The sequence below is a fragment of the Streptomyces sp. NPDC056486 genome (assembly GCF_042795295.1).
Lineage (GTDB): Bacteria > Actinomycetota > Actinomycetes > Streptomycetales > Streptomycetaceae > Streptomyces.
Genome location: NZ_JBHTSF010000039.1, coordinates 45,806 through 64,770, shown reverse-complemented (window position 1 = coordinate 64,770; position 18,965 = coordinate 45,806). Strand labels below are relative to the sequence as shown.

The 18,965-nt window shown below is 70.7% G+C and carries 19 protein-coding genes; 12 read left to right on the top strand and 7 right to left on the bottom strand.

The annotated features are described in order from the left end of the window. Positions 1–47: 47 nt before the first annotated feature. Positions 48–1,265 carry a pyridoxal phosphate-dependent aminotransferase gene (locus tag ACFQ7F_RS18070; RefSeq protein ID WP_383271392.1) on the bottom strand — a complete coding sequence of 406 codons (1,218 nt, stop codon included), beginning with the start codon at positions 1,263–1,265 and terminating at the stop codon, positions 48–50. 37 nt (positions 1,266–1,302) lie between these two features. Further along, positions 1,303–1,935 carry a hypothetical protein gene (locus ACFQ7F_RS18065; protein WP_383271390.1) on the bottom strand — a complete coding sequence of 211 codons (633 nt, stop codon included), beginning with the start codon at positions 1,933–1,935 and terminating at the stop codon, positions 1,303–1,305. A 272-nt stretch (positions 1,936–2,207) separates the two neighbouring features. On the opposite strand from ACFQ7F_RS18065, the gene ACFQ7F_RS18060 reads away from it, so the two are divergent. From ACFQ7F_RS18060 to ACFQ7F_RS18010, 11 genes are all read left to right on the top strand, one after another. Beyond that, the gene (locus ACFQ7F_RS18060) at positions 2,208–2,480 is read left to right on the top strand and encodes a hypothetical protein (RefSeq protein WP_383271388.1); all 273 of its coding nucleotides are present in this window, start codon (positions 2,208–2,210) and stop codon (positions 2,478–2,480) included. 322 nt (positions 2,481–2,802) lie between these two features. After that, entirely contained in the window at positions 2,803–3,321 is a 519-nt protein-coding gene (locus ACFQ7F_RS18055) for a DUF2617 family protein (protein ID WP_383271386.1), read from the top strand. 134 nt (positions 3,322–3,455) lie between these two features. After that, positions 3,456–5,027, top strand: coding sequence for a polyamine aminopropyltransferase (locus ACFQ7F_RS18050; protein ID WP_383271384.1), 1,572 nt, complete (start codon positions 3,456–3,458; stop codon positions 5,025–5,027). A gap of 46 nt (positions 5,028–5,073) precedes the next feature. Next, complete coding sequence (locus ACFQ7F_RS18045) at positions 5,074–5,886, top strand: SRPBCC family protein (RefSeq protein ID WP_383271382.1); 813 nt, start codon at positions 5,074–5,076, stop codon at positions 5,884–5,886. Positions 5,887–6,062: 176 nt separating this feature from the next. Beyond that, positions 6,063–6,866, top strand: coding sequence for an aldose 1-epimerase (locus tag ACFQ7F_RS18040; protein ID WP_383271380.1), 804 nt, complete (start codon positions 6,063–6,065; stop codon positions 6,864–6,866). 10 nt (positions 6,867–6,876) lie between these two features. Further along, entirely contained in the window at positions 6,877–7,428 is a 552-nt protein-coding gene (pyrE, locus tag ACFQ7F_RS18035) for an orotate phosphoribosyltransferase (protein WP_383271378.1), read from the top strand. Positions 7,429–7,571: 143 nt separating this feature from the next. Continuing rightward, a complete protein-coding gene (gene fbaA, locus ACFQ7F_RS18030) occupies positions 7,572–8,603 on the top strand; it encodes a class II fructose-bisphosphate aldolase (RefSeq protein ID WP_383271376.1) in 1,032 nt (343 codons plus the stop codon). A gap of 101 nt (positions 8,604–8,704) precedes the next feature. Next, complete coding sequence (locus tag ACFQ7F_RS18025; RefSeq protein ID WP_249588746.1) at positions 8,705–9,118, top strand: DUF3151 domain-containing protein; 414 nt, start codon at positions 8,705–8,707, stop codon at positions 9,116–9,118. A gap of 180 nt (positions 9,119–9,298) precedes the next feature. After that, the gene (locus ACFQ7F_RS18020) at positions 9,299–10,120 is read left to right on the top strand and encodes a tryptophan 2,3-dioxygenase family protein (protein ID WP_383271373.1); all 822 of its coding nucleotides are present in this window, start codon (positions 9,299–9,301) and stop codon (positions 10,118–10,120) included. Continuing rightward, on the top strand, positions 10,113–11,330 hold the full coding sequence (gene kynU / locus ACFQ7F_RS18015; protein WP_383271371.1) for a kynureninase: 1,218 nt from the start codon (positions 10,113–10,115) through the stop codon (positions 11,328–11,330). The genes ACFQ7F_RS18020 and kynU overlap by 8 nt, the downstream gene beginning before the upstream one ends. A gap of 125 nt (positions 11,331–11,455) precedes the next feature. After that, positions 11,456–12,334, top strand: a complete 879-nt coding sequence (locus tag ACFQ7F_RS18010; protein ID WP_383271369.1) for an alpha/beta hydrolase — start codon at positions 11,456–11,458, stop codon at positions 12,332–12,334. A 20-nt stretch (positions 12,335–12,354) separates the two neighbouring features. Here ACFQ7F_RS18010 and ACFQ7F_RS18005 read toward each other — a convergent pair whose 3' ends face one another. The 5 genes from ACFQ7F_RS18005 to ACFQ7F_RS17985 all read right to left on the bottom strand — a co-directional run bounded on the left by ACFQ7F_RS18005 (position 12,355) and on the right by ACFQ7F_RS17985 (position 18,339). Then, positions 12,355–13,563 (bottom strand): cytochrome P450, encoded by a 1,209-nt coding sequence (locus tag ACFQ7F_RS18005; RefSeq protein ID WP_383271367.1) that lies wholly within the window; start codon positions 13,561–13,563, stop codon positions 12,355–12,357. 40 nt (positions 13,564–13,603) lie between these two features. Further along, positions 13,604–14,272 carry a response regulator gene (locus ACFQ7F_RS18000; RefSeq protein WP_383271365.1) on the bottom strand — a complete coding sequence of 223 codons (669 nt, stop codon included), beginning with the start codon at positions 14,270–14,272 and terminating at the stop codon, positions 13,604–13,606. Further along, complete coding sequence (locus tag ACFQ7F_RS17995) at positions 14,269–15,594, bottom strand: sensor histidine kinase (protein ID WP_383271363.1); 1,326 nt, start codon at positions 15,592–15,594, stop codon at positions 14,269–14,271. The genes ACFQ7F_RS18000 and ACFQ7F_RS17995 overlap by 4 nt, the downstream gene beginning before the upstream one ends. A 211-nt stretch (positions 15,595–15,805) precedes the next feature. Continuing rightward, a complete protein-coding gene (locus ACFQ7F_RS17990; protein WP_383271361.1) occupies positions 15,806–17,425 on the bottom strand; it encodes an ABC transporter permease in 1,620 nt (539 codons plus the stop codon). Then, a complete protein-coding gene (locus ACFQ7F_RS17985; RefSeq protein WP_383271359.1) occupies positions 17,422–18,339 on the bottom strand; it encodes an ATP-binding cassette domain-containing protein in 918 nt (305 codons plus the stop codon). Before ACFQ7F_RS17985 ends, ACFQ7F_RS17990 begins: the two co-directional genes overlap by 4 nt. 93 nt (positions 18,340–18,432) lie before the next feature. Here ACFQ7F_RS17985 and ACFQ7F_RS17980 point away from each other — a divergent pair, with 93 nt between their 5' ends. Next, the gene (locus ACFQ7F_RS17980; RefSeq protein ID WP_383271357.1) at positions 18,433–18,933 is read left to right on the top strand and encodes a GbsR/MarR family transcriptional regulator; all 501 of its coding nucleotides are present in this window, start codon (positions 18,433–18,435) and stop codon (positions 18,931–18,933) included. Positions 18,934–18,965 lie beyond the last annotated feature (32 nt).

Sequence of the window (18,965 nt, the reverse complement as noted above, 5' to 3'; positions counted from 1 at the left end):
CCATCAGGTGGTCGCCCCGGCCGGGCTCTCGTGTCGTCAGGCCGCGGCTACAGCGACTTCAGTCGTGACACCGCCTCCGCGAGCACCTCGTCCTTCTTGCAGAACGCGAAGCGGACGAACGGAGCCCCGGCCTCCCGGTGGTCGTAGAAGACCGCGTTCGGTACGGCGACCACGCCGACGCGCTCGGGCAGGGCCCGGCAGAAGGCGAAGCCGTCGCCCTGCTCGGACGATTCGGCGCCGAGGGGACGGATGTCGGTGGTGATGAAGTAGGTGCCCGCCGGGCGGTAGACGTCGAAGCCCGCCGCCGTCAGGCCCTCGCTCAGGAGGTCCCGCTTGGCCCGCATGCTCTCGCGGAAGGACGTGAAGTACGAGTCCGGCAGGGCCAGGGCCTCGGCGATCGCGTACTGGAACGGGCCCGACGACACGTACGTGAGGAACTGCTTCGCCGAGCGGACCGCCGTCACGAGCTCCGGCGTGGACGTGATCCAGCCGACCTTCCAGCCGGTGTACGAGAACGTCTTGCCCGCCGATCCGATCGTCACCGTGCGCTCGCGCATGCCGGGGAAGGAGGCGAGGGGGATGTGCGCGGTCCCCTCGCCGTCGTCGAAGACCAGGTGCTCGTAGACCTCGTCCGTGACCACGAGAAGGTCCCGCTCGACCGCGAGCTTCGCGATCTCGGTGAGCTCCGCGCGAGTCAGGACCGTGCCGGTCGGGTTGTGCGGAGTGTTGAGGAGCAGCAGCCGGGTGTGGGGCGTGATCGCGTCGCGCAGCTCGTCCAGGTCGAGGCGGAAGCGGCCTGCGGCCGCGTCCGGGCGCAGTGTCACGGGGACGCGCTTGCCGCCCGCGAGGGCGATCGACGCCGCGTACGAGTCGTAGTACGGCTCCAGGGCGATGACCTCGTCGCCGGGCTCGACCAGGGCGAGCAGGGACGCCGCGATCGCCTCGGTCGCGCCCGCCGTGACAAGGACCTCGCGGTCGGGGTCGTACGCGAGGCCGTAATGGCGCTGCTGGTGCGCGGCGATCGCCGCACGGAGCTCGGGGATGCCGGGGCCCGGCGGGTACTGGTTGCCGCGGCCGTCACGCAGGGCGCGGACAGCGGCCTCGCGGATCTCCTCGGGGCCGTCCGTGTCGGGGAAGCCCTGGCCGAGGTTGATGGCGCCGGTCTTCACCGCCAACGCCGACATTTCGGCGAAAATCGTCGTGCCGAACTCGGCGAGGCGGCGGTTGAGCAACGGGCGCCCGGGTGTGGAGGTCATGGGCGCCATCCTGCGCCGAACCTCCGGAGTTCCTCAACTCACGCGGCTACGGCTTCTGCGGCTGTTTCGGCTGAAGCGTCTGCTTACCCATGTCCATGTCGAAGTCGCCGACGTACCACTTCCCGTTGATCTTGTCGGTCTTCACCTTGGCCGTGAAGGACTTCGGGTCCACGCCGTGCGAGTCGGACAGGATGTTGTCCCGCAGGGACTTTCCGTCGATGGTGATCTTGGCCGTCGGGACGACTGCCTTGTCGCCCTTGGGCGTGGGTGCGTCGACCTTGACCGTCGGCTTCGCGGAGGTCTTCTGCGGCGCGAACGCCTTGCTCAGGCCCTTCACACCGGGCGCCATCTTCTTCGCCATCGACGCGCACTTCTGGGGCGTGGTGGCCTTCGGGGACGAGCCGCCGCTGCCCGGCTCCGAGGAGAGCAGGCACGCCTGCTTGGCGTCCTTCTCGATGACCGCGCCGACCCAGGCGCTGACCACGGCGGGCACGGTGGATTGGCCGCCCGCCTGTGCGCCGGGGCTCTTGTCCGACGAGGCACCTGAGTTGCCCGAGGTGCCGCTGCCGCTGTCGTTGCCGCTGTCGCCCGAGCACGCCGCCATGAGCGGCGCCACCGCCAGCAACGTAGCCGCCGCGGTCCAGCCCATGAACCTCTTACCGGACTCTGGTCGTGCCATGACTCTCTGCTCCCTACACGTACTGAAAGGCTGCCCGAGACGCTACAACGCCGACCGGACCGGATGCACACGCAGAGCGTTCGGCGGGCGGCGCCGCGAGTGAACCCTCTGAACTTCCTCAACTCCGCTTTGAGGCGACACAGCCGGGGGCATCCCCCTTTCACGCAAGAACAACAAGAACAGCAAGAACGACAAGTACGGCAAGTGCGGCAAGTACGGCAAGAAAGAACGCGGACCCACGGGGGGCCTGCTTCGGGGGAACGGAAAGGGGCGTGAAGGTCATGGTCTTGGTCTTCGTGTTGATCGCGGTGGCGCTGATCATCGGACTCGCGGTGTACGCGGGCAGGGGAAGCGGCAGTGGGTCCCGCTCAGGGGCGGCCGGCGGCGCGGCAGGTGCCGGCGGGGGCAGTTGGTGGGCGGGCGGCGGCGACAGTGGCGGCCACCACGGCGGCAGCTCCTGTGGCGGCGGGTCGTCCTGCGGCGGCGGTTCTTCGTGCGGCGGCGGTGGCGGCGGTGGAGGTTGTGGTGGTGGCGGAGGCAGCTGACACGGGGCAGCTGGTCCGTCCATCTGTTGAAGTGCCCGGCAGAGTGCCCGGTGGGAGGCAACTCCTGCCGGGCACTTCGTCGTTGAGTCATTGAACAGTTGAACTGTGCAGCCCCCGAGGGGGTGGAAACCCTCCGAAGTTGGGTAAAAACGCTGTGGCAGTGCAGCAGTCCATGATTCCCTCTTAACCGTCAGCGCCGCCCTCGAAACGGACCACTTGGACAACAGGGACGTTTTCGTGGGCACGAGCCGGCATTCCGGCCTCCCGGCCCCTGACCGGGTGCGCCGGCCCCACCTCCATTGCGTGTTAGCGGAGCCGACCCATGCTCACGACCCTGAAGACTGTCTATACCGACACGTGCGCCTCGGATCTCGCCTGGACACTGGGGCGTGAGCCGCTGCCCGCGCTCGCCACACTCGAACTGGAACTCGCCGACGCGAAAATGGAGCTGCGGCTCCTGGGGGCATCGCACCAGGTGCTCCTCGAGGAGGAGCGCGGCACCTGCTCCGAGACCGTCGCCTGTATCCCCGGCAGCAGTACGCCACTTCCGCTCGGCGTCTCCAAGCGCCTCGGCGAGTGGGAGTACGAATTCGCGGCGCGCGTCGAGACCCTCTCGCGCGGCCAGTTCGCGGGCCGCGCGCAGGAATTGCTCGCCCTGGTGTCCGAGCATCCGCACGGGCTCGCCGGGGTCTTCCCCGGCAGCCCGCACGCGTTCACGGCGCTGCTCGCGCAGTGGCACGAAGGCGCGGTGCAGTGGCGTACCTGGCACGCCTATCCGCAGGACGGGCAACTCGTGGCCACGCGGACCCGCGTGGGGGTACGCATGCCTGCGGTGCTCTGACCGGCTCGCGACGGGTTCTCGATCGGCTCGCGACGGGTTCTCGATCGGCTTCCGATGGGCTCTACACCTCTGACGTCGAGATACACCCTTGTGGGTGACCGGACGTGAGAGTGCGGTGACGTAGCGTTCCCAAGGTGATCGAGCCGTCAACGCAGTTGCCCGTGACACCCCGGACGGGGCGGTTACTCGTCCTGGCGGGCGTCTTCATCTGCGCGGCCTGCGGTCTGGTGTACGAACTCGAACTCGTCGCCCTCGCTTCGTACTTGATCGGCGACTCGGTCACCCAGGCGTCGGTGGTCCTCTCGGTGATGGTCTTCGCCATGGGGATCGGCTCCCTGCTCGCCAAGCGTCTGCGGTGCCGGGCCGCGGCCGGTTTCGGCCTGGTCGAGGCGGCGCTCGCACTGGTCGGCGGCCTGAGCGCCATGGCGTTGTACGCGGCGTTCGCCTGGACCGGCGACCGGGGCGAGGTCTGGGCGAGCGGCTCGCGGTATCTGCTCGTCGCGTTCTCGCTCGCCATCGGCCTGCTCATCGGCGCCGAAGTGCCGCTGCTCATGGTGCTCATACAGCGGATCAGGCGGCAGGACCCCAGCGGCGCCGTGGCGGACCTGTTCGCCGCCGACTACGTGGGCGCGCTGGTGGGCGGCCTCGCCTTCCCCTTCCTCCTGCTCCCCCTGCTCGGCCAGCTGACCGGGGCGCTGATCACCGGCGCGGTCAACGTACTCGCGGGCGGGGCACTCGTGTTCGGCCTGTTCGGGCGGGACTTGAGTGTGCGCGGCCGCTGGGCGCTGCTCGTCGCGAACGTCACCGTCCTGGGCATCCTCGCCTCGGCCGCCGTGCTCGTCGGCGACTTCGAGGCGGCGGCGCGGCGGGCGGTCTACGGCAAGGACGTCCGGGTCGCCGTGCAGACCGACGTCCAGGAAGTCGTTCTCACCGGCGGCAGAAGCGATTCGCTCGATCTCTACCTCGACGGGCGTCTGCGCGTCAGCGGCCGTGACGAGCACCGCTATCACCGGGCGCTCGTCGGTCCCGCGATGAACGGCAGGCACGCGCGCGTGCTGATCCTCGGCGGCGGCGACGGCCTCGCCGCGCGTGAGGTGCTGCGGCATTCCGGGGTGCGGCGGGTGGACGTCGTCGAAATCGATCCGGGGGTCGTGGAGTTGGCGCGCCGCGATCCGGCGCTGAGCGAGCTGAACGAGCACGTGTACCGGGACCCCCGGGTGCGGGTCGTGCACGCCGACGCGTTCCGCTGGCTGCGCTCGCCCCCTCGTACGTACGACGTGGTGATCTCCGACATGCCTGACCCCGGCATCACCGCGAGCACCAAGTTCTACTCCCAGGAGTTCTACGGCCTCGCGCGGCGGGTCCTGGCCACGGGCGGCCGCCTCAGTGTGCACGCGGGCCCGGTCGCCGACAGGCCCCGCGCCTACTGGACGGTGGAGGCGACGCTGCGGGCGGCGGGGCTGATGACCGATCCGTACCGCGTGGGCGGCAGACTTCCCGGGGTCGCGGCGGCGGGCCCCGGACGGACGGCGGACGGTGCGGCGGCGCCGCGCGACTGGGGCTTCGTCCTCGCGGCCGGATCCCGTCCGGCCCTCGAACCGCACCGGACGGCGGCGCTGCTGCGGGTGGGCGTGGCGTCCGCCGAACGGACGCGGATGCGTGGGTTGACCCCCTCCACACTGGTGCACCCGCGGTACGCGAACTGACGAACCGACGTACATGGTCTGGACGGCGTGGGTAGGCTCGACTGCCATGGAGCATGAGGTGTTCGTTCCGGTTCCCGCCGACCGTCTTCAGCAGGTGCTGAGCGACCCCGCGCAGGTCGCTGGGGCGGTGCCCGGACTGCAGCGCGACGCGGACGAGTCCGCGCAGCCGCTCTCCGGCCGTCTCAAGGTGCGGATCGGCGGCCACACGATCACGTACCGGGGTGTGGCGCGGGTCGCCCCGCGCGGTGACGGTTCCTTCGCGATCGAGGGCGAGGGCGTGGAGGTGCGGGGCAGCGGCACCGTGAAGCTCTCGCTGACGGTGCGACTCGATCCTGCCGAGGACGGTTCCGGGACCCGGGTGGTCTTCGTCGGTACGGGTGCAGGGGAGGGGCGCGTCGCCGAAAGTTCTCCACAGGCTGTGGAGGGGGCTGCGCGCAGGCTCATCGAGCGGTTCGCGGAGGGGCTGGGGCGGGCGGCTGAACCGGAGCCGGAGCCTGCGGCGCCCGAGCCCGTAGTGATCGAGCCCGTCGATCCCGTCGAGCCTGTCGATGCGGCCTCCGTCTTCGAGACGGAGGTGCCTGCGTCGTCGTTCGACGCGGATTCCGACGACGGCGTCGACGCCGATGTGGATGTCGAGGCGATCCTGGTGCCGCCCGCGGAGGCCGCGCATGCCCGGCGGACGATGATCGGGCGCAGCGCCGAGGAGGTCGACCACGCGCCGCCTCGGGGGCGGTACGCCCCGGCGCCTGCGGCGGATTCGATGTCGACCCGGGCCACGTTGCGGTGGGCCGCGCCCGCTGCCGCGGTGGTGTTGGCGTCGGCGATCGTGGTGGGGCGGGCGTTGCGTCGTAGGCGGTGAGTTTTCCCCTACCCCGCCCCTTCCCGAGAACCCGCTGGGCGCGGGGGCCCTGTGCCTTGTGTGTACCGGGCTGAATCTTTCAGCCGTCCGGCGATTGAGGACGCCCCCGCGCAGCGGGTTTTCGGGAAGGGGCGGGGTTGGGGACGAAGAATGTCTGTGAACGTAAGGTCGACCCCGTGAGTAGCGAAGAAAGCGTGACACTGACCGCAGGCGACGCGGAAGTCGAGCTGCAGCCGGGTAACGGCTGCCGAGTAGGGAGCCTTCGGGTCGGCGGCATCGAACTGCTGCGGCAGGGCGAACGCTACGGCTGCTTCCCCATGGCCCCCTGGGTCGGCCGCATCCGCGACGGCAAGTTCCGCAACGGCGGCACGGCCCACCAGATGCCCCTCAACTCCCCGCCCCACGCCATCCACGGCTTCGCCAGGGACGCGGCATGGCGCACCGCCCGTGCGGGGAAGAGCGAGGCCGCCTTCACCTACGACCTCACCGCGCCCTGGCCCTACGAAGGCCGCGTCACGCAGCTCTTCGCCCTCACCGAGGACTCCCTCACCCTCACCCTGGGCATCGAGACGTACGGCGACTCCTTCCCCGCCCAGGCGGGCTGGCACCCCTGGTTCAACCGGAACCTGGGAACAGGGGAAGACGTGCGGGTCGGCTTCACGCCCGACTGGCAGGAGGAGCGGGGCGACGACCACCTCCCCACCGGCAACCGCATCGCCCCCACCCCCGGCCCCTGGGACGACTGCTTCGGCATGGCCGACGGCGTCGACGTCACCCTCACCTGGCCCGAGCAGCTGGAACTCACGGTGAAGAGCCGTGAGCAGTGGGTCGTCGTGTACGACGAGCAGGAAGCCGCCGTGTGCGTCGAGCCGCAGACCGGCCCGCCGAACGGCCTCAACACCCTGCCCCGCCTGGTCACCCCCATCGACCCCCTGGAGACGTCGACGACCTGGACCTGGACGCGGCTTCAGCGGCTCTAAGCTGACAGGCATGACTGACGACGTACGTGGCGCGCTGCTGCAGCAGATCAAGGACAAGGCCGTGGTGCACGGCAAGGTGACCCTCTCATCGGGTCTCGAAGCCGATTACTACATCGACCTGCGCCGCATCACCCTCGACGGCGAGGCCGCCCCCCTGGTCGGCCAGGTGCTTCTCGACCTCACCGCCGACCTCGACTTCGACGCCGTGGGCGGCCTCACCATGGGCGCCGACCCCGTCGCGGGCGCGATGCTGCACGCCTCCGCCGCGCGCGGCAAGCGGCTCGACGCCTTCGTCGTACGCAAGACCGCCAAGGCGCACGGCATGCAGCGTCGGGTGGAAGGCCCCGACATCAAGGGGCGGCGTGTCCTCGTCGTCGAGGACACCTCCACCACCGGTGGCTCCCCGCTCACCGCCGTCGAGGCCGTGCGCGAGGCGGGCGCCGAGGTGGTCGGCGTCGCGACCATCGTGGACCGTGCCACCGGGGCGGGCGAGAAGATCACCGAGGGCGCCGGGGTGCCGTACCTCTTCGCGTACTCCAAGGACGACCTCGGCCTGGACTAGAGACCGGACCACAGACCGGACCAGAGCACTCCGGCCACTGCGGCCGGAGCCGCCCGGCAAGTCTGGAAAGATGGGGGCGACGATGACGTCGCCCCCTTAGGTCAGGGCCAAGCACACACCCGCACATCACAAGGAGCGGACACATGCCCATCGCAACTCCCGAGGTCTACGCCGAGATGCTCGACCGGGCGAAGGCAGGCAAGTTCGCCTACCCGGCCATCAACGTGACCTCCTCGCAGACGCTGCACGCCGCACTGCGCGGCTTCGCGGAGGCCGAGAGCGACGGCATCATCCAGATCTCCACCGGTGGTGCGGAGTTCCTGGGCGGCCAGTACAACAAGGACATGGTGACGGGCGCCGTGGCCCTCGCCGAGTTCGCGCACATCGTCGCCGCGAAGTACGACATCACCGTCGCGCTGCACACCGACCACTGCCCCAAGGACAAGCTGGACACGTACGTCCGTCCGCTGATCGACGTCTCCGCCGAGCGCGTCAAGGCCGGTCGTAACCCGCTCTTCCAGTCGCACATGTGGGACGGCTCCGCCGAGACCCTCGCCGACAACCTGGCCATCGGCCAGGAGCTGCTCGCGAAGGCCGCCGCCGCGAAGATCATCCTCGAGGTGGAGATCACCCCCACCGGTGGCGAGGAGGACGGCGTCACGCACGAGATCAACGACGAGCTGTACACGACCGTCGACGACGCGCTGCGTACGGCGGAGGCCCTCGGCCTCGGCGAGAAGGGCCGCTACCTCCTGGCCGCGTCCTTCGGCAACGTCCACGGCGTCTACAAGCCGGGCAACGTCGTCCTGCGCCCCGAGCTCCTCAAGGACCTCCAGGAAGGCGTAGCCGCCAAGCACGGCAAGGCCGCGGGCGCCCAGCCCTTCGACTTCGTCTTCCACGGCGGCTCCGGCTCCACCGCGCAGGAGATCGCGACCGCCCTGGAGAACGGCGTCGTGAAGATGAACCTCGACACGGACACGCAGTACGCCTTCACGCGTCCCGTCGCGGACCACATGTTCAAGAACTACGACGGCGTCCTGAAGGTCGACGGCGAGGTCGGCTCGAAGAAGACGTACGACCCCCGCACCTGGGGCAAGGCCGCCGAGGCGGGCATGGCCAAGCGCATCACCGAGGCGTGCGCGAACCTGCGCTCCACGGGCACGAAGCTGAAGTAAGCACCGCTTTTTCACGGCTTTTGCTCGTCGGAGGGCCCGGTACCCCGTTCCAGGACGGGGTACCGGGCCCTTCGGCTGCGCCATGGCGCAGACTGGAACCCATGGCCATTCACAAGGATCTGCTCGGGGGACCGCCCCCGACCCACCTGCCCGACGACCCGGAGCCGCGCGAGCTCCTCGCGAACGGCGCGGCGCCCGCCGACGTCGCCGCGAAGTACCCGACCTCCTCGCTCGCCTGGGCGCAGCTCGCCGACGAGGCGTTCGAGCGGGGCAGCGTCGTCGAGTCGTACGCGTACGCCCGCACCGGATACCACCGCGGCCTCGACTCGCTGCGCAGGGCCGGCTGGAAGGGCCACGGCCCGGTGCCGTGGGAGCACGAGCCGAACCGCGGCTTCCTGCGCGCCCTGCACGGGCTCGCACGCGCCGCGCAGTCGATCGGTGAGCAGGAGGAGTACGAGCGCTGCTCGGGCTTCCTGCGGGACTCCTCCGCGGCGGCGGCCGACACTCTGGGCTAGCCCCGGGACAGCTCCGGGACAGCCCCCGAAGACGTGCGTGACCTGCCTGGACGCCGCTGTGACCAGGCAGGTCTTGCCGTTTTATGGGATGTTGCGGAGGATGCCGGTGGGGACCGGGGCCCCCGTGTCGGTAACGGCAGGGGCGGACCGCTACCCGAAGTACGTATCAAGGAGATCGCGATGTCCCAAGAGGCGGACACCCCGAACCTCGACTTCGCAGGAACCACCCCTTACGAGGATTACGTCCAGGCGGACGTTCTCACTCACCTCCAGCACCTGCGCTCGGACGACCCCGGCGAGATGGTCTTCCTGGTCACCACCCAGGTCATGGAGCTGTGGTTCACGGTCATCGTGCACGAGTGGGAGACCGCGTCGCGCGCCCTGCGCAGAGACGACGTCCCCGTCGCCGTGGCCGCGCTCAAGCGAAGCCTCCGCGAGCTGGAGGCGCTGAACGCCTCGTGGCGCCCGCTCGCCCAGCTGACCCCCGGGCAGTTCAACTCCTACCGTTCCGCGCTCGGCGAGGGATCCGGATTCCAGTCCGCGATGTACCGCCGCATGGAGTTCCTGCTCGGCGACAAATCCGCGTCCATGCTGGTGCCGCACAAGGGCGCGCCCCGCGTCCACGCGGAGCTGGAGAAGGCGCTCCAGGAGCCGAGCCTGTACGACGAGGTCCTCGCCCTGCTCGCCCGCCGCGGCCACGCGGTCCCGGCCGCCGTGCTCCAGCGCGACCTGACGCAGAAGTACGAGCCTTCGCCCGAGGTCGAGAAGGTCTGGACCGACCTCTACTCCGGCGACGAGAGCGACGAACTCGCCCGCCTGGGTGAGGTGTTGACGGATGTCGGCGAGCTGGTGTGGCGCTGGCGCAACGACCATCTGGTGGCGACGCGGCGCGCGATGGGCTCCAAGACGGGCACGGGCGGCTCGGCCGGTGTGGCCTGGCTGGAGAAGCGCGCGACGAAGAACGTCTTCCCCGAGCTGTGGACTGCGAGGAGCCATGTCTGATCCCGGGCGAGACCTCCAGGCGGAGGCGGCAAAGGGGGACGCCGATGATGAACTCGGGGGAAAGCGCGACGAGTTCGTCCTGGACGACACCGTCTACCTCGACGGCAATTCCCTGGGCGCCCTGCCGGCGAACGTCCAGGAGCGCGTCGCGGACGTCATCTCCCGCCAGTGGGGAAAGCTCCGCATCCGCTCCTGGGACGAGAGCGGCTGGTGGACCGCCCCCGAGCGCATCGGCGACCGCATAGCTCCCCTCGTCGGGGCCGCCCCCGGGCAGATAGTGGTCGGCGACTCGACGAGCGTGAACATCTTCAAGGCGCTCGTCGCGGCCGTACGCATGGTCCGTGACTCGGACGAGGGGCGCGACGAGATCGTCGTTGACGCGACGACGTTCCCCACGGACGGGTACATCGCTCAGTCCGCCGCGCGAATGACGGGGTGCCGTCTGGTGCCGGTCGCGCCGGGTGAGGTGCCGGGTGTCCTCGGCCCGCGCACGGCGGTCGTCCTGCTCAACCACGCCGACTACCGCACCGGGCGGCTGCACGATCTGCCCGGCCTGACGGCGGCCGTGCACGACGCGGGCGCGCTCGTGGTGTGGGACCTGTGCCACACCGCGGGAGCGCTGCCCGTCGGGCTCGACGCGCACGGCGTGGACCTCGCGGTCGGGTGCACCTACAAGTACCTGAACGGGGGGCCTGGTTCACCTGCCTACATCTACGTACGAGCGGACCTGCAGGACCGTTTCGACTCCCCGCTGCCCGGCTGGAACTCGCACGCCGAGCCCTTCGGGATGCGGCCGGAGTTCGAGGCGGCAGAGGGTGCCCTGCGGGGCCGTGTCGGTACGCCCGACATCCTGTCGATGCTGGCCCTCGACGCGGCGCTCGACGCCTGGGACGGGGTGTCCATCGAGGCCGTACGGGCCAAGTCCCTCGCCCTGACGGACTTCTTCATCGAGTGCGTGGCGGCCTACGTCCCCGACGGCCGGGTCGAGGTCCTCACCCCGGCCGACCACGGCCAGCGCGGCAGCCAGGTCGCCCTGCGGTGTGACGACGCGGGTGACGTCATGCGACGGCTCGTCGAGCAGGGCGTGGTCGGGGACTTCCGGGCGCCTGATGTCCTGCGGTTCGGATTTACTCCCTTGTACGTCGGGTTCGCCGATGCCGAGCGTGCGGCGAGGGTGCTCGCGCGGACGCTGGGGGAAGCTGCGGGGTAGCAGCAAGTGGCCGTTCGCCGGGCGGGCTGAGATTTCGGTCCGCCCGGAGCCGGTATCGGGATGGGGCGGGGTAGGGGAAGATCAAAAGGTCAGCACCCCTACGCACCCCGCAGAGAGGTTGTCGCATGCCGGACGACGCCGACGCCGTGGCCCGCGATGCCGTCGAGGCCGAAGCCGCCTTCTCGCACCCCGAGGTGACGCCCGACGCCACCGCCGCGTACGGCGAACACCCCGACCAGGTGATCGACTTCTACGAACCCCGGATCGCCACGGAGGCCCCCGCCCCCCTCGTCGTCGTCCTGCACGGCGGCGCCTGGCGAGCCCCGTACGACCGGCGGCACCTCACGCCCTTCGCGGACTTCCTGGCCAGACGGGGCTTCGCCGTGGCCAACGTCGAGTACCGCCGGGGGAGTTCGATCCCCGCCCAGGGAGGCGGCCCCGCCGCCGGGCGCTGGCCCGAGACCTTCGACGACGTCGCCGCCGCCTTCGACGCGCTCCCCGCGCTCGCGGCCGACCTCCTGCCGTCGGCCGACGTCCGCCGCACCGTCGTCACCGGCCACTCCGCGGGCGGTCACCTCGCCCTCTGGGCCGCCGCCCGCCACGTACTGCCCACCGGCTCCCCCTGGCGCGTCGACCGGCCCGTCCCCTTCCGGGGTGTCGTCGCCCTCGCGCCCATCGCCGACTTCCAGGTCGCGCAGGAGCTGGGCGTCTGCTCGGACGCCGCTCTCCAACTCCTCGGAGGCGCCGAGAAGTTCGACGAGCGTCTCCCGCACGCGGACCCGGCGGCCCTGCTGCCGACCGGTATCGCCACGACCGTCGTCCAGGGACGCACGGACATCGTCGTGCCGCAGGCGGTCGCCGAGGCGTACGCCGACGCGGCGGCGAAGGCGGGCGAGGTCGTCGGGGTCACGCTCCTTGAGGACGTCGGGCACTTCCCGCTGATCGACCCGGCGGCGGACGCCTGTGCGGTGGTGGCGGAGGAGATCGCGCAGTTGGCGTTCTGAGCGTCCGGCCACCTACGGAGTCAGACCTCCACGAGCAGCTCCCGTAGCCCCCGGATCACGAAGTTCGGCTTGCGCTCCGGCTCCGCGGCCAGGGTCAGGTCCGGCGCCCGGCGGAGCAACGCCCCCAGTGAAGCGGCCAGTTCGATGCGGGCCAGGGGTGCGCCGATGCAGTAATGGATGCCCGCGCTGAAGGAGATGTGCGGGTTCTCGGCGCGGGCCAGGTCCATTGCGGCGGGGGCGCTGAACGCCGCCGGGTCGTGGTTCGCGCTGCCGAAGAGGAGGGCGACCTCGCTGCCGCGCGGGATGACGGTGCCGGCCACCTCGATGTCGTCCAGGACCCACCGCTCGAAGAGCTGCAGCGGGGTGTCGTAGCGCATCAACTCCTCCACGGCGGTGGGGATCAGGCCCCCGGGGTCCGCGCGCAGGGCGGCCAGCTGATCGGGGTTCCGGAAGAGCGCGTACCAGCCGTTGACGGTGGCGTTGACCGTCGCCTCGTGCCCCGCGTTGAGCAGCAGCACGCACGTGGAGATCATCTCCTGCTCGCTGAGGGACTCCCCTCCCTCGTACGCGGCGATGAGCCCCGAGATCAGATCCTCACCGGGCTTCTCGCGCCGCACGGCGATGAGTTCGCGCAGGTACGCCGAGAATTCGAGGGAGGCGCTCACCGCCCGCCCCGCGGTCTCGTCGGACGGGTTCAGCTCGTACATCCCGCAGATGTCGGCCGACCAGGGCCGCAGCTGATCCCGGTCCGCCTCCGGGATGCCCAGCATCTGCGCGATCACCGCGACGGGCAGCGGCTCGGCGACCCGCGCCGCGAGATCCCCGCCCCCGTCGGCCACCAGGTCCCGTACGAGCCGGTCGGCAAGATCCTCGACGTACGGCACGAGCCGCTCCACCGTGCGCGGCGTGAACGCCTTCGACACCAGGCGCCGGATGCGGGTGTGGGTCGGCGCCTCCAGGTCGAGCATGCCGTTGTCGTTGAGGACGTGGAACGGCTCGTGCTCGGGCGGTGGCGCCTGCCGCCCGAACTCCTCGTGCGTGAAGCGGTGCAGATAGGTCCGCCCGAGCCGCCGGTCCCGAAGCAGCGCGGATACGTCGGCGTGGTGCGGGATCAGCCACTGGTCGGTCGGCCCGAAGTAGTGGACCCGCCCGGCGTCCCGCAACTGCGCGTAGGCCGGGTAGGGGTCGGCGATGAACTCCGACGACCAGGGGGCGAAGGGGGCGTCCATGGAGGGACGGTAGTCGTCGGCGCGCATGCTCAGGAAGGGGTCAGCCCGGTGTGACCAGTCGGGCCTCGTACGCGAAGACGGCCGCCTGCGTGCGGTCCCGCAGGCCCAGTTTCACCAGGACGCGGCTCACGTGGGTCTTGATCGTGGACTCGGCGACCACGAGGCGCGAGGCGATCTCCGAGTTGGAAAGGCCCTGGGCGACCAGGACGAGCACCTCCGTCTCGCGCTCGGTGAGCTCGCCGTACTGCTGCGCCTGGACCGTCGCCGACAGACGCGGCGTCTCGCCCAGTTTGGAGAACTCGGTGATGAGGCGGCGCGTCACGGAGGGCGCGAGCAGTGCCTCGCCCGCCGCCACCACCTTGACGCCGTCCGCGAGTTGCCGCGCGGACGCGTCCTTCAGGAGGAAGCCGGACGCACCCGCGCGCAGCGCTTGGTAGACGTACTCGTCGAGGTCGAAGGTGGTCAGGACGAGGACCTTCGATTCGACGTCCGCCGCGACGATCTCCCGGGTGGCCTCGATGCCGTTCAGTTCGGGCATGCGGATGTCCATCAAAACGACGTCCGGGTTGAGTTCGCGGACGCGCTCGACCGCCTCGCGGCCGTTGACCGCCTCGCCCACGACCTCGATGTCCGGCATCGCGTTGAGCAGGACGGAGAAGCCCTCGCGGACCATCATCTGGTCGTCGGCGATCAGCACGCGGATCGTCACTTCTGGCCTCCATCGGGTTCCGGCGCGGACGCGACCGGCAGGAACACGGTGACTTCGTAGCCGCCGTCCTGGGTGTTGGCGGTCGTCATCTCGCCGTCCAGCATCGTGACACGCTCACGCATCCCGGTGAGACCGTGGCCCGCTCCGGGCGACGGCTTGACCAGGCCGGTCGCCGGGCCGTTGAGGATGCGCAGGCCCAGGCCGCCGAGGACGTAGCCGACCTCGACGCGGGCCGTGGCGCCGGGTGCGTGGCGCAGGGAGTTGCTCAGCGCCTCCTGGACGATGCGGTACGCGGAGAGCTCGACGCCCTGTGGGAGTTCGCGGACCGCGCCGGTGACCACCTTCTCGACGTCGAGGCCGGTCTCGCGGACGTTCGCGATGAGCCGGTCCAGGTCGGCGAGGGTGGGCTGCGGGGCGTCCGGCGCCTCGTAGTCCTCCGCGCGTACGACGCCGAGGACGCGGCGCAGCTCCGTCAGCGCGGCCACCGCGTTCTCGCGGATCGTGACGAACGCCTGCTCCAGCTCGGGGGGCGGGTTCTCGACGCGGTAGGGCGCGGCCTCCGCCTGGATGGCGACCACCGACATGTGGTGCGCGACGACGTCGTGCAGCTCGCGCGCGATCGTCGTCCGCTCCTCCAGGAGCGTGCGCTTGCCGCGCTCCATCTCGGTGACCGTCCGCTGGACGCTGACCTCGTGCTTGGCTTCGCGGCGGACGTGCACGAGGGAGACGGTGACGAGGGCGAGCGCGGAGAAGAAGAGCATCTGCGGCAGGTCACTGCCGTACGCGCCCGCGCCCATGAAGACCTCGACGAAGACGCCGTAGGCGGCTGTGCAGGCCCACATCCACGCGGCGGCGCGCGGACGGGTCCGCACGGCGACCACCGTCATGACGGTGATGTGCGCGATGAACGAGCTGTCGGTCCACGGCCAGCCGTCCGACGAATGGGCGATCACGGCAATGAACGGGGTGCTCGCCAGCGAGAACCACCAGGCGCCGACGGGTCTCATCAGGGTCATGAGGACGGCGGCGGCCGGCAGGATGCCGGTGAACACGGCCCCCATCCCGCTGCCGCTGACGGGGGCGGCCGAGTACACGAGGACGGCGGCCATGGCGACCACGGCGTGCGGGATCCAGGCGGCGTAAGGGCGTATGCGGGCCGGAAGCCGTCGGCTCACCGGCCCGTCCGTACGCATCGGCGGCATCGGGCGGTAGGCGAAGGCATCACGGAGCAGGTCCTGGCGGAGCCCTGCGAGTGCGCCCGTGGCCAGGCGGTACTCCGGGCTGCGGCTACTGCCGGGGGCGGTCTTGGTCGCGTCAGTCACGCTTACGAAGGTACGGGTGCGGGGGTTGGGGGGCGTCCCCTCTGGGATGGGTTCTGCGGCGTCCGTCGCAGGTACTACGTGGGGGTAGCGGGGGTGGCGGGGTGCGGTGCTGGTTCGCTTCCCACCCTGGCCGTACGCGCTCCCCACCCCACGCGATGACCCGGGGCAGTCGGGCGGGTGGGAGAGCCCGCCCGGGAGGCGAACCTCGGGGCTACGAGATCATGTCCCTGCGGCGCAGTCCCGCCAGCCCCGTGGCAACGAACGCCGCCGCGATGGCCAGAAGCACCACCACCGGCGCCCACTCCATGCCCCCGCCGGGCAGCTTGGGCAGGTGCCCGTAAGGAGAGACGTTCAGCGCCGCCTGCGGAAGGCTCAGCGCGGGGCCGATCCAGCCGACCGCCAGGCAGACCCCGGCCACCGCCCAGGCGGCAACCGCGGCCCTGGGGAACGCCCCCACGAGCAGCACCGCGAGCCCGCCGAGCGCCCAGATCGCGGCCACCTGCACCAGGCACGCGCCCATGATCGGCCCGAGGTCCTGCCCGTACCCGACGGCGAGACCGAGCCCGCCCACCAGCATCAGGAGCAGCGCGCCGCCGAAGGCGATGACCAGATGGCCTGAGGCCCACCGGAGCCGTCCCACCGCGCCCGCGAGTACCGGTTCCGCCCGCTGCGAGGTCTCCTCGCCGTGCAGCCGCAGCACCGAAGCGACGACGTACAGCGCGGTGACCATGCCGAGCATGCCGACCATCGTGGCGAGGAAGGCGTCCGTGAGGCCGGACTGGCCGCCCATCCGCTCGATGATGTCGCGGGTGTTCTCGTTGTCGCCGACGATGTCGGCCGCGCCGTCGACCATCCCGCCGAAGACGACACCGGCGGCCAGGAACCCGATGACCCAGCCGAGCACGCTGCCGCGCTGCAGACGCCACGCGAGCGCGCCCGCCGTGGCGAGGCGGCCCTTCGCGGGTCCTGGCCGCGTCGGCAGGAAGCTCATGCCGACGTCGCGCCGCCCGGCGAGGTCGTACGCGAGGGCGCCCTGCGCCACGGTCGCGGCGGCGATCAGGAGCAGCACCCACCACCGCTCACCGGCGTAGGCGCGCAGGTTCTCCACCCAGCCGAGCGGTGAGATCCACGTCAGGGCGGACTCGCCGCCCCGCGTCCCCGCGTCACCTGCGGCCTTGAGCACGTACGCCGTGCCGAGCGCCGCCGACGTGAGCCCCTTGGCGAGCCGCGCGCTCTCCGTGAGCTGGGCGACGATCGCCGCCATGGTGGCGAAGAGCATGCCGGTGCCCGCGACGCCGAGCCCGAGCGCCAGCGCCCCCGCCGAGCCCTGCCCGGCCATCCCGGCGGCGATGAGAAGGCCCACGGCCGCGTTGGCCACGAACGCGGCGAGCAGCGCGGCGGTCAGCGGCGCACGCCGCCCCACCATCGCGGCGGAGATCATCTCCTGGCGCCCCGTCTCCTCCTCCTCGCGCGTGTGCCGTACGACGATGATCAGGCTCATCACGGCGGCGAGGATCGCGGCGTACACGCCGATGCGCCAGGCGGAGAGCGCGCCGATGGTGTCCCCGAACACGGGTGAGTACAGCGCCCGCATCGAGGAGTTGGCGTTCATCGACCGCATGGCGTCGGCCCGCTCGGCGGCCGTTCCGTACGTCTTCTCCAGGGAGCCCGGCATCGCGAGCACGATGCCGACGACGACGATGACCCAGACGGGCAGCATGACGCGGTCGCGGCGCAGGGCGAGCCTCAACAGGGCGCCCGTACCGGCGAGTTGACGCGATCCGCCGGTGCGGGGAGCGGGTCCCGAAGTCTCGGCGACGGCGGCGGTCATCGCGACACCATCTCGCCGGTACCGGTCGTCACGTCGTCCTGGTAGTGCCGCAGGAAGAGCTCCTCAAGGGTGGGCGGCGTGGAGAGGAGCGACCGGATGCCGGAGTCGGCGAGCGAACGAAGGACCGCGTCCAGCTTGTCGGTCTCGACCTGGAGCTTGACGCGATTCCCGGATACGTCGACGTCGTGGACGCCGGGCAGCCGCGTGAGCCCGTTCGGCGGTCCCGCGAGCTCGGCGGTGACGCTGGTCCGCGTCAGATGGCGCAGGTCGGCGAGGGAGCCGCTCTCGACGGTCTGCCCCTTCCTGATGATGCTGACGCGGTCGCAGAGCGTCTCCACCTCGCTGAGGATGTGCGAGGAGAGCAGGATGGTGCGGCCCCGGTCGCGCTCCTCCTCGACGCAGCTCTGGAAGACCTCTTCCATGAGCGGGTCGAGCCCGGATGTGGGTTCGTCGAGGATCAGCACGTCGACGTCGGAGGCGAAGGCGGCGACGAGGGCGACCTTCTGCCGGTTGCCCTTGGAGTACGTACGCCCCTTCTTGGTCGGGTCGAGTTCGTACCGCTCGATGAGGTCGGCCCTGCGGGCCTGGTCGAGGCCGCCCCGCAGCTTCCCGTACAGATCGATGACCTCGCCGCCGGAGAGGTTGCGCCACAGGGTGACGTCACCCGGTACGTACGCCACGCGCCGGTGCAGTTCGACGGCGTCGCTCCACGGGTCCTTGCCGAGGAGCTGAGCGGCTCCGGAGTCGGCGCGGAGCAGGCCGAGGAGGACCCGGATGGTCGTGGACTTTCCGGCGCCGTTGGGGCCGAGGAAGCCGTGGACCTCACCGGTCTCGACGTCGAGGTCGAGACCGTCGAGCGCGTGTGTCCTTCCGAACGACTTGTGCAGTCCGGAGACGGTGATTGCCTTCGTCATGTTTCAGAACGTACGCTTCTTTCACAAACTTGTGAAGTTAAGGAAGCGTATAAACTCGACCTCGACCGGCACGGCAGGGGAGATGATCGGCAGATGCCCAAGGGGCCCAGTGAAGAGACGCGACGTGACGACGAGGTCGTCTCACGTTTCGTGGAGCAGTTCGCCGCGCAGTTGGTCGAGGCGGGCATGCCGAGGATGCCCGCGAGGATCTTCGCCGCGCTCCTCGCGTCGGACTCGGGCGCGCTGACCTCGGCGGAGTTGGGGGAGCGGCTGCAGGTGAGCCCGGCGGCGGTGTCGGGAGCGGTCCGCTATCTCACGCAGCAGCACATGGTGGCCAGGGAGCGCGAACCCGGCTCCCGGCGGGACCTCTTCCGGGTGCACAGCAACCAGTGGTACGAGGCGCTCGCCAACCGCGACGGGGTGCTCAAGCGCTGGGAGAGCGCCTTGCACGACGGCGTCGCCAGCCTGGGCCCCGACACCCCGGCGGGCCGGCGCATGGCGGAGACGCTGGCCTTCTTCGAGTTCGTCGAGAAGGAGATCGCGGGGATGCTGGAGCGGTGGCGGGTGCACCGGGAGAGCTTGTTCGGCAAGTAGATCGCAGGGGGGGGCAGCCGTGGGTTCAGCAG

Coding starts and splice junctions, on each gene's coding strand:
- ACFQ7F_RS18070 (WP_383271392.1), bottom strand. CDS start 1,265: ATGGCGCCCATGACCTCCACACCCGGGCGCCCGTTGCTCAACCGCCGC.
- ACFQ7F_RS18065 (WP_383271390.1), bottom strand. CDS start 1,935: ATGGCACGACCAGAGTCCGGTAAGAGGTTCATGGGCTGGACCGCGGCG.
- ACFQ7F_RS18055 (WP_383271386.1), top strand. CDS start 2,803: ATGCTCACGACCCTGAAGACTGTCTATACCGACACGTGCGCCTCGGAT.
- ACFQ7F_RS18045 (WP_383271382.1), top strand. CDS start 5,074: ATGGAGCATGAGGTGTTCGTTCCGGTTCCCGCCGACCGTCTTCAGCAG.
- pyrE (WP_383271378.1), top strand. CDS start 6,877: ATGACTGACGACGTACGTGGCGCGCTGCTGCAGCAGATCAAGGACAAG.
- fbaA (WP_383271376.1), top strand. CDS start 7,572: ATGCCCATCGCAACTCCCGAGGTCTACGCCGAGATGCTCGACCGGGCG.
- ACFQ7F_RS18025 (WP_249588746.1), top strand. CDS start 8,705: ATGGCCATTCACAAGGATCTGCTCGGGGGACCGCCCCCGACCCACCTG.
- ACFQ7F_RS18020 (WP_383271373.1), top strand. CDS start 9,299: ATGTCCCAAGAGGCGGACACCCCGAACCTCGACTTCGCAGGAACCACC.
- kynU (WP_383271371.1), top strand. CDS start 10,113: ATGTCTGATCCCGGGCGAGACCTCCAGGCGGAGGCGGCAAAGGGGGAC.
- ACFQ7F_RS18010 (WP_383271369.1), top strand. CDS start 11,456: ATGCCGGACGACGCCGACGCCGTGGCCCGCGATGCCGTCGAGGCCGAA.
- ACFQ7F_RS18005 (WP_383271367.1), bottom strand. CDS start 13,563: ATGGACGCCCCCTTCGCCCCCTGGTCGTCGGAGTTCATCGCCGACCCC.
- ACFQ7F_RS17990 (WP_383271361.1), bottom strand. CDS start 17,425: ATGACCGCCGCCGTCGCCGAGACTTCGGGACCCGCTCCCCGCACCGGC.
- ACFQ7F_RS17985 (WP_383271359.1), bottom strand. CDS start 18,339: ATGACGAAGGCAATCACCGTCTCCGGACTGCACAAGTCGTTCGGAAGG.
- ACFQ7F_RS17980 (WP_383271357.1), top strand. CDS start 18,433: ATGCCCAAGGGGCCCAGTGAAGAGACGCGACGTGACGACGAGGTCGTC.